This is a genomic window from Collinsella aerofaciens, from assembly GCF_040926265.1.
GTDB classification, from domain to species: domain Bacteria; phylum Actinomycetota; class Coriobacteriia; order Coriobacteriales; family Coriobacteriaceae; genus Collinsella; species Collinsella aerofaciens_BB.
The window spans coordinates 34,729-44,789 of sequence record NZ_JBCOIL010000023.1 but is presented as its reverse complement, the minus strand read 5'-3'; the positions used below and the strand labels follow the sequence as shown (position 1 = coordinate 44,789).

Below are 10,061 nucleotides of genomic sequence, written 5' to 3'. Positions count from 1 at the left end.
GCGACGCGGAAATCGCGCGCTGTCGCCGCGCCCCGCAGTGCCCGCTTCCCCCGAGAACAATTATCAGTGCAGGTAGACGGCTTGCGGTTTTTCAAAAATAGCGGGTATGGATGAGGGTTCTGACTTCAGCCCCGTAAACCGGCATAGTTTTGAAATGGCACCGCATCGGTAACAGCCCCTAATCCCCCGGGGACGGAGGAAAACGGATCATTTGCCCTTGCGCGAACCGTCGCGTGACCTGTCCGCCACGAAATGGGCCTATCTACTACGTTTGGGCGGCTACCCTCAACCACAGCGAAAAACGCGAAAAGAAAACCGCAGGTAGAGAGCCTGAGGTTTTTCGTGAAACGCTGGTATGGTCGGTGGTATCGGGTCAAACGTAGTAGATGGGCCGGTTTCGTGGCGAGCGCCATCAATTGATCCCTCGGGGACTGAGGAAAACGGATCATTTTGGCTCGTCAATCTCGAGTCGCACCCGTTTTCCTGCGAAAACGCTGTGTCTCAACTTTGGTGAGACATTTGTCTCACGCTCAAAACCGAATCTGAAACGAGTGTCACCTGCCCTAACTGTGTCTCATTTCGTAACTTTAGGCTGATGCAAGGTCTGAACCTGCGAGAAGGGAGACACGATGGGTAAGTACACGAGGGGTCTCTTGGCGGTGATACTGGCCGTAGTGCTGGTATTGCCGGCTGCAGCATTTGCCATGCTGCCCGAGGCCAACGCCAGGTCCAGTACGGGAATGGACGGGCCGACAGCGAGCGGGCCGACGGTCGTCGACCCCGACACCACCGGACGCTGGGAAATCTGGGCGGCCGGCCACAGCGGCAATAAAGTAACGACTCAAAACGTCGGTCGAATCTGGACCGACAAGACGGTCATGGCAACCGGAGAAAACGAAGAGTCGGATTTCTTGACTACGCTTTCGGCGATGTCCTCGACGTCTAATTCAAAGGTGACGGTTACCACGCCGCTTGACATCGTGATGGTGCTGGATGCCTCTGGCTCGATGAATGATCCTATGGGCGGTGGAGATTCCACCAAGCGTATCGATGCACTGAAGAACGCTGCGAACAGCTTTATCGACACCATCGCCAAACAAAACGAAGGTATCGAGGGCGTCGATAGACAGCATAAGGTTGCCATTGTTAAGTTTGCGGGTGATGAGACCGATAAGGTTGGAAACGACACGTATCGCTCCGGCAGCCATAGCTACAACTATTCGCAGACAATGCAAGGGTTGACGGCGTGCACGGTTGGCGGCGCAAAGGGTCTTAAGGGAACGATTGATTCCATTAAACCTGCTGGCGCCACGCGTGCCGATTATGGTATGAAACAAGCCGAGAAAAACATCAAAACTTCTGGACGCGCGGACGCCAAGAAGATTGTTGTGTTCTTTACCGACGGCAAGCCAACGAGCTACAGCGAGTTTGATTCTGATGTCGCCAACGATGCCGTGACGGCTGCCAAGAACATGAAGGACGGCAAGGCCACCGTTTATACCATTGGCATCTTTAACGGTGCGAACCCCAATGCCAGTGTCCAAAATTCGAAGACAAGCCAAGAGAACAAGTTCATGCAGGCCGTATCGAGTAACTACCCCAATGCCACGGCATGGGATGCTCACGGTGCGCGCGCAGAAAACTCCGATTATTACAAGTCGGCAACCAACGCCGAAGAGCTCAAGAAGGTCTTCGACGACATCTCAAAGGCCATTACGTCGGAAGCACCTCACCCGACCGAAATCCACAAGGGTTACGACGCGACCAAGTCCGGCTACATTACGTTTACCGATGAGCTGGGCGACTTTATGCAGGTCGACGGTTTTATATACAACGGCACGACGTTTGACAAGCCGACAAAGACCGAGGACAACGTCGACACCTACACATTTACGGGTGATGCCGCGAACCTGGTCATCACCGTTCAGCATGCCAAAGAGGGCGAGCCCCGGACCGGCGATATCGTAACGGTCAAGATTCCTGCGTCGTTGATTCCGCAGAGCCACTTTAAGAACGAAGACGGCAAGCTTTCGGTCGACAGCGCTCAGCCTATCCGCGTGAAGTACACCTCGAGCGTGAAGAGCGTTGCGCTCGACAACCTGTTTACGCCCGAGAAGGTCACGGGGCTCAAGGACTACATCGAGCATAATACGACCGTCGTTGACGGCGCCAAGACCGTGAATTTCTACGCGAACAAGTGGGCTGCCGGCGCGCTGGGCGATACGGTTGCGACCTTTGAACCTGCCGACACCAACCGCTATTACTATTTCCAGAAGTAGACGCCCATTTACACGGATAAGGCTTGCACGCAGCCTGCAAAGGGGCCCGCGCTGGCTGGCGAGGTTACCTATTACTACAAGGACGAGTTTGAGGAGCAGGGCGAGAACAACGAGGCCAAGTCCGCCACTGCCGTCATCGAGTTTATCGGCGGCGACGCTGCGAAGTTTGACGGCGCTATTATTGCCGACAAGGACGGCAACCTTTCGTTTAGCGTGGGGACCGCGCGCCTGGCCTTTATCGACGAGCTCCACACTACCAAGGACAGCGTGGGCGGCAACAAGACCAGTACCGCGACCGACGTTCTCAACCCCATGTGGAACAACGTGTCCGCCAAGGCGGGTGCTACGCATGTCAATTCCTACTTGGGCAACAACGGCAAGATCAGCTATAAGTACGACATGACGCCGGCAAAGGTTGACACCAAGGCTAGCTTTGGCCTGACCAAGGTGCTCGAGGGTCGCGAGTGGACGAAAGAGGACAAGTTTGAGTTTGGTCTGACGTCCGAGAACGGTGCCCCGATGCCTGCGGCTACGACTGCGATCGTGCACAAGGCTGACCTGGACCAGGGCAAGGCTGCCATCGACTTCGGCACGATCGAATACGCCGAACCTGGCACGTACGTCTACAAGGTCAGCGAGAAGAACGCCGGCCAAACTATCGATGGCATCACTTACAGTGGGAATGTCGCGGAGATTACCGTGACGGTAACGCCCAACAAGAAGGGCGAGCTCAGCGCTGACGTACAGGTGACTTCGGGCGAGACTGAGTTCAAGAACATCTACGCTGCAAGCCCCGTCGATTCGAGCGTTACCGACGAGATCGAGGTCGTCAAGTCTCTGACCGGCCGTGGCCTCAAGGCCGACGAGTTCAGCTTTGAGCTGCGCGAGGCCAAGGGCGAGGACTCTGAGCTTATCGAGACCGTCAAGAATGACGCCAACGGTAACGTTACGTTCAAGGCCATCAAGTACACCGAGATCGGTCAGCACACCTACACGCTGCGCGAGGTCAAGGGCAATGCCGGCGGTGTCACCTACGACGAAAACTTCTACATCATCGTGACGACCATCAGCGATAACGGCAAGGGCCAGCTGGTGGCCACGCACAAGCTGAAGGGCGCCGAGGACGTCAAGAGTATCAAGTTCAAGAACGCCTACACCGCGAATGCTGCCGAGGCATCGCTTGCGGGCATCAAGAACCTGCAGTTCGCCGACGGTCTGACCCCGGCCGACATCAACGGCAAGTTCACCTTTACCGTGACCGGTGAAGAGGGCGCACCCATGCCCGCGAACGCGAGCGTGACCAATGATGCCAAGGGCAAGGTCGACTTTGGCAAGATTGCCTTTACGCTCGACGACCTTAACAAGGCTCTGGGCGAGAAGTCCGAGAAGCGCGAGCACACCTTTACCTACACCGTGACCGAGTCCGGTAAGGTTGCCGGCGTGACCAACGACGCCAAGCTGTCGCGCGAGGTTTCCTTCACCGTGACCGATGACAGCAAGGGCAATCTGAGGGTGTCCCGCAAGCCGGATGGCAACGCAGCCTTTACGTTCACCAATACCTATAGCGTGACGCCTGTCGAGACGAGCGTCACCGACCAGATCACCGCGACCAAGTTCCTGACCGGCCGCGACATGGCTGAGGGCGAGTTCTCCTTCGAGCTCGTCGAGGGCGAGGGCAAGGACGCCAAGGTCGTCGCCACCGGCAAGAACGCCGCCGATGGCAAGATCACGATGAGCACCATCGAGTACACCAAGGCCGGAACGCACGCCTACACGCTGCGCGAGGTCAAGGACAACGCCGGCGGGATCACCTACAGCGATGCCAAGTTCAACATCGAGACCACCATCACGGACAACGGCGACGGTACGCTCAGCGCCACGCATGTTCTGAAGGACGTTAAGGAAGCAACTTTCGAGAACACCTACAGCGTGACCCCGCTCGAGACCGAGGTTGACTTTGATCTGAGCAAGGCCATTGACGGCCGCGACTGGACGGATGCGGACAAGTTCAGCTTTACCATTACCGCCGCCGAGGGCACCCCGCTGCCCGACCCCGCAACCGTGACCGTGAACAAGAAGGACGCGAAGGACGGCATCGCCGCCATCAACTTCGGCAAGATCCGCTACACGGCTGCCGGAACCTACAAGTACGAGATTCGCGAGAACGCAGGCAACGCGGCAGGCATGACGTATGACGGACATGTCGCGACCGCCGAAGTGACCGTGACTGATAACGGCAAGGGCGTCCTGACCGCCAACGTCACCAAGAAGGAAAACGGCCGTTTCACCAACAAGTACCACACTGAGCTCAACTACACCGCGGCCGGCGGCCTTAAGCTCAGCAAGACCCTCTCCGGGCGTCCCATGACCGAGGGCCAGTTCACCTTTACCGTGACGCCCGCCGACGAGGGTTCGGCCAACGCGCTTGGCCTGCTGCCCGGAGCCAACAACTTCAAGTCCCCTGCAACGGCAGAGGCGACGGTCGGTCTGATTGACATTCTGGCTGGCCATGAGGTCAAGTTTACGCAGGCCGACGCCGGCAAGACCTTCACGTACGCCGTGGCCGAGAAGAATGACGGCAAGCCCGGTTACACCTACGATGACGCCGTCCGCACCGTGACGATCGCCATCGCCGACGACACCGCCGGTACGCTCACCGCCACGACGACCGTGTCTGGCGGTTCCGAGGGCACGCCGCTGGTGACCGAGTACAAGACTGGTGCCGCTGCGGTCGAGAGCGCTGTGGTCCCGTTCGTCAACAGCTACAGTGCTACGACTAACACGACTGGTGGCGCCCCTGCTAAGGTCGTTGCCACCAAGACCCTGACCGGTCGCCCGATGGCCGACGGCGAGTTCTACTTTGGCATTGCCTACGCAGGTGAGAAGGAAGCCATTGAGGGCACGTGCACTACCAACGTTAATGGGCAGGTAAGTTTCGGTTTCCTGCATTACACTACCGAGATGCTCGCCGACCTGGTAAACGCCAAGCGCGCTATCCGCACCGATAAGGATGCCAAGCTTGCCTGGACCATCGGTTACACCGCCTTTGAGTTCACGCCGCAGCTCGCGGCCAAGGGCATCACGGCCGCAACGCCGAGCTTTAGCTTTAAGGTTATTGTCGTCGATAGCGGCGACGGTACCCTGACGGCAACGCCTGTCTACGAAGGCATTGAGCCCTTGTTCGAGAACGTCTACGGCACCGATGCCGTTGATGCCGCGCTCGCCGGCACCAAGAAGCTCCAGGCTGCCGAGGGCCTGACCCCGGCTGACATCGCGGGCAAGTTCACCTTTACCGTGGCCGCTGACGAGGCGGGAGCCCCGATGCCCGAGCGCGCGACCGCAACCAACGACGCGGCCGGCAACGTGGACTTTGGCAAGATCCACTTTACGCTCGACGATCTCAACCGCGCCCTGGGCGTGACGGACGATGCGGCCGACAAGACCGAAGCCGATGAAGTCGAAGCCGACGAGGCAGAGGTCGACGAGGCAAATGCCGACGAGGCAGAGACCGACGAGGCCGACGTTGACGTTAACGCTGATGAATCCGAGGACGAGAACGAGCCTGCCGCCGCTACTCCGCGCTCGCACACCTTTACCTACACGGTGACCGAGTCCGGTAGCGCCCCTGGCGTGACCAACGACGCCAACGCCACGCGTAAGGTTTCCTACACCGTGACTGACGACGGTGCCGGACATCTGAAGGTCGTGCGCGAAGGCGACGACGGTGCTGCCTTTACGTTCACCAACACGTACGGCGTGGCACCTACCGATTCTGTCGTGACCGATCAGGTCAAGACCGTCAAGCGTCTGACCGGCCGCGACCTTGCAGCTGGCGAGTTCACGTTTGATCTGCTCGAGAACGGCGTGGTTGTCGCGAGCGGCACCAACGACGCCAATGGCACCGTTACGCTGAGCCCGATCCGCTACGAGGCGCCCGGCACGCACACGTACACGCTGCGCGAGGCTTGCCCCAACGCGCTCGGCCTGTACAAGGGCGTCACCTATGACGGCACGACCTACACCGTCGCGACCACCGTCTCGGACAACGGCGATGGCACGTTGACCGCGACGCATAAGCTCGAGGGAACTACCGAGTCGGCTGGCTTTACCAACAAGTACCACGCCATGCCCACGCAGGTTTCCATCGGCGCCATCAAGGTGCTCGAGGGACGCGAGCTCAAGAAGGACGAGTTTAGCTTTAAGCTCGTTGGCGAGGACATCGAGTCTACCGTCACCAACGATGCCGACGGCAGGATCAACTTCGACAAGTTCGAGTACGACGAGCCCGGAACGCACGTCTACACCATCAGCGAGGTCAAGGGCGACGAGGCCGGTATGACTTACGACAAGTCCGTCTATACCGCGACCGTCAACGTGGTCGATGACGGCGAGGGTAACCTCAAGGCGAGCGTCGCCTATACCAAGGGCGACAAGAGCGTCGAGGGCATCGTGTTCAACAACACGTACAAGAAGCCCGAAACGCCCGTGCCGACGCCCGACCCCGGCACGCCCAAGACCGTGACGAACATCGTCAAGACGGTCAAGGGTTTCCTGCCCACCACGGGTGACCAGCAGGCAGCCGCGCTCCTCATGGCGTTTGTCGTCGCCATGTCCGGCGTCGGTGCCCTGATCTGGGGCATCCGTAAGCGCTAGGCAAACTGACAGCGCCCGGGGCCAAGGGCCCCGGGCCGCTGGCGGGGAGCCAAAACATAGCCCCCACCCCACCCCCAGCCGCCACGGAGGCATCTCCCTCCTCCGTGGCGGCACTTTTGTGCGGCTGCTCTATAAGTTGCGGTGAAATACGGACTGTTTGGCGGCCCTAGGGGGCGCAGCAGTCCGTATTTCACCGCAACTGAGTCGCCGATTCTTTGGGCTATCCCCTCAGGTAGGCGATGGCGATTTGGGTGCGGTTGCGTAGGCCCATTTTGGCTAGGATTGAGCTGATGTGGTTGCGTACGGTGCCTTCACCCATATAGGCGGTGGCCGCAATCTCCTTGTTGTCGAGGCCGCGAGCGATGAGCTCGGCGACTTCGAATTCGCGGTCGGTCAGGCCGGCAAAGGCTGCGGGACGGTGGGGCGCGCCTGCTTTGTCGCCCATCCCGTCAAAGTCAACATCCTCGATCGCCTTGCCCTCGAGCACGCGCTTGCCGTCCATGACCTGCGCCAGTGCCGGCGGAATGGCGGCGACATCGGTTTTGATCAGATAGCCGCGGGCGCCCAGCTTGAGCGCCGACACAATGTACTCGTCATCCGAGAACGTGGTCAGGAACACCACGCGTGCCGTGGGGTCGTGCTCGAGGATTTCACGCGCTGCCGAAAGGCCGTCGCGCCCCGGCATCTGGATATCGAGCAGCGCGATATCGGGTGTATGCTCGGCGTAGAGCGCCACCGCGTCGTTGCCGTCGGCGCCGGTGCCCACCACTTCGATCTGCGGCTGGGCACCCAGGATAATCTTGAGCGAATCGACCACCAACCGGTCGTCGTCGACAACAATGAGCCTCATCGGGCCTCATCTCCTTGCTGTTTGGGAACGGTGGCAAACACGCGCCAGCCGGCGGCGCCGGCGCGTGGGCCGGCGGTGAAGGTCCCGCCGAGCGCCTCGACGCGCTCGCGCATGGAGGCGAGCCCCATGCCTTCTGCGACGCCGCAGCCGCCCGTCTGGATTCCGCCTTCGCCATCGTCGGTAACGACGAGCTGGTAAAACGACGGATGCTCCATGCATCGCACGGTGACATTCTGAGCGTGAGCGTGGCGCATGGTGTTGGAGAGCGCCTCGCGCAGGACCGCCGCAAAGCAGTTGACGACGTTGGCGGGCGCATGTTCGGCCAAAACCTCAAGCTCAATCTGCGGACCGCCATCCGAGCGCGCATCCTCAACAATGCGCTCGAGCTGCACGGAGAGATCGGCGGCGTTGTCGTTGAGAGCGTGGACGCTGACGCGCACAAGCTGGAGCGCCTCGTCAACGGTGTGCTTGACGTCGGCAAAATCGGCAGCGACACCGGGTTCATCGGCGTGGACCACGCGCAGGGCCTCGGTCTGCAGCGAGGCGCGCGTAAGTTGGTGGCCGACATTATCGTGGATCTCGCGTGCGATGCGGGCGCGCTCGGCGAGCGTCGCGAGCTCGACCTCGTAGTCCTGACGGTCGGCGAGGTCGCGGTTGCGCGCCTCGAGCGCAAGGGCTCGTTCTTGCAGCCCGTCGCGGATGCGGCGCATGCGCTCCTGCTCGCGCTCCAGCTGTGCGGTGCGCAGCGACAGCAGGGTGGCGGCGACCGAAAGGATAGCGGCCAACAGGAGCGTTCGGGCGGTGAGCGCCCCGGCGCGAAGGTCCGCGGTAAGCGCGAGGGCAAAGACGGCGCCAATGCCCAGCGCGACCCAGGCGCGCTCACGGCGTACGCGTCGTGCGATGTCATAGAAGGCGAGGGGTGCGAACGGCACAAATGACGGCGCGAAGACGGCCGCGATGATGAAAACGTAGCTCGCGGCCTCGCTCGCGCGACGCGCGCGTTCCCCCCGTGCGACTTCTGCCGCCGAAGTGGCTATAACGCCAAGGCAAAACGCCGCGACCAGGCGCGCGTCCGCAGCAAGGCCCATAGCGGCCGCAATGCAGCACGCCAGCACGATCGATTTGTCGAAAAGCCTGTTCATACGGGTATTGTACGCGATGCCGCGCGCGGGGGAGAGGCCGCCTGCGCAACCGTGACATTCCTCCCGTGCGGCGAAACGGTGGTGTCGGCGGTCCGCGCGACCAGGCCCCCGCACTCGTGACAAAGCTCACTGGTGCGCGCCGCCTGCTCCTGCGATGATGCAATCGTACCGGGCCGCGATCAACAGAAGGGCCGCCTCATGACTGACATCGTCCACGTCGAAAACCTCGTCAAGCGCTACGACGATCTTATTGCGCTCGACCACTTTAACCTGCATATCGCCCCTGGCGAGATCTTTGGTCTGCTCGGCCCCAACGGCTCAGGCAAGACCACGTCCATCAACTGCATCCTGCAGCTGCTCACCTACGACAAGGGCACCATCGAGCTGTTCGGCGAGCCCATGACGCCCACCCGCTACGACCTCAAGCGCCGCATCGGTGTGGTGCCGCAGCAGGTGGCGGTGTTTGACGAGCTTACGGTGCGCGAGAACATCGACTATTTCTGCAGCCTTTACGTCAACGACCGCAAGCGCCGCCGCGCGCTGGTGGACGAGGCGATCGACTTTGTCGGGCTGGGCGACTTTACCAAGTTTCGCCCCGGCAAGCTCTCGGGCGGCCTGGCGCGTCGCCTCAACATCGCCTGCGGTATCGCGCACAAGCCCGAGCTCATCTTCTTTGACGAGCCCACGGTGGCGGTCGACCCGCAGAGCCGCAACGCCATCCTGGAGGGCATCTGCCGCCTGCGCGACGAGGGCGCCACGGTGGTGTATACCAGCCATTACATGGAGGAAGTCGAGCAGATTTGCAGCCGCATCATGATCATGGACGGCGGACGTGTGCTGGCGCAGGGCACCAATGACGAGCTCAAACGCATGATTCAAATGGGCGAGCGCGTGACTGTCGAGGTCAGCGCCGTAGAGACCGCCACGGTCGAGCGGCTGCGCGCCCTCGAGCACGTGCTTTCGGTTGAGTTGTCCGGCGGCGAGCTTGTCTGCACCTGCGAAGCGAGCCCGCACAATTTGGTCGACATCCTCGACACGCTGCGCGCCGCCGATGTGGCGCTCGGCCGCGTGTGGAGCGAGCCGCCGACCCTCAACGACGTGTTCCTCGAGATCACCGGCCGCGAGCTGCGCGACTAG

The 10,061-nt window shown here is 60.9% G+C and carries 5 protein-coding genes; 3 read left to right on the top strand and 2 right to left on the bottom strand.

Annotated features, from left to right (window positions below; all coding sequences use genetic code 11):
• Positions 1-629: 629 nt before the first annotated feature.
• Positions 630-2,279, top strand: coding sequence for a vWA domain-containing protein (locus tag AB5767_RS07660; protein WP_368132570.1), 1,650 nt, complete (start codon positions 630-632; stop codon positions 2,277-2,279).
• A 213-nt stretch (positions 2,280-2,492) separates the two neighbouring features.
• Positions 2,493-6,932 carry a Spy0128 family protein gene (locus AB5767_RS07655; protein WP_368132884.1) on the top strand — a complete coding sequence of 1,480 codons (4,440 nt, stop codon included), beginning with the start codon at positions 2,493-2,495 and terminating at the stop codon, positions 6,930-6,932.
• A gap of 220 nt (positions 6,933-7,152) precedes the next feature.
• On the opposite strand, the gene AB5767_RS07650 is transcribed toward AB5767_RS07655, so the two are convergent.
• Entirely contained in the window at positions 7,153-7,782 is a 630-nt protein-coding gene (locus AB5767_RS07650) for a response regulator (RefSeq protein WP_368132268.1), read from the bottom strand.
• A complete protein-coding gene (locus tag AB5767_RS07645) occupies positions 7,779-8,924 on the bottom strand; it encodes a sensor histidine kinase (protein WP_368132269.1) in 1,146 nt (381 codons plus the stop codon). The genes AB5767_RS07650 and AB5767_RS07645 overlap by 4 nt, the downstream gene beginning before the upstream one ends.
• A gap of 198 nt (positions 8,925-9,122) precedes the next feature.
• Between AB5767_RS07645 and AB5767_RS07640 the strand changes: the two genes are divergently transcribed.
• On the top strand, positions 9,123-10,061 hold the full coding sequence (locus AB5767_RS07640; protein ID WP_368132270.1) for an ABC transporter ATP-binding protein: 939 nt from the start codon (positions 9,123-9,125) through the stop codon (positions 10,059-10,061).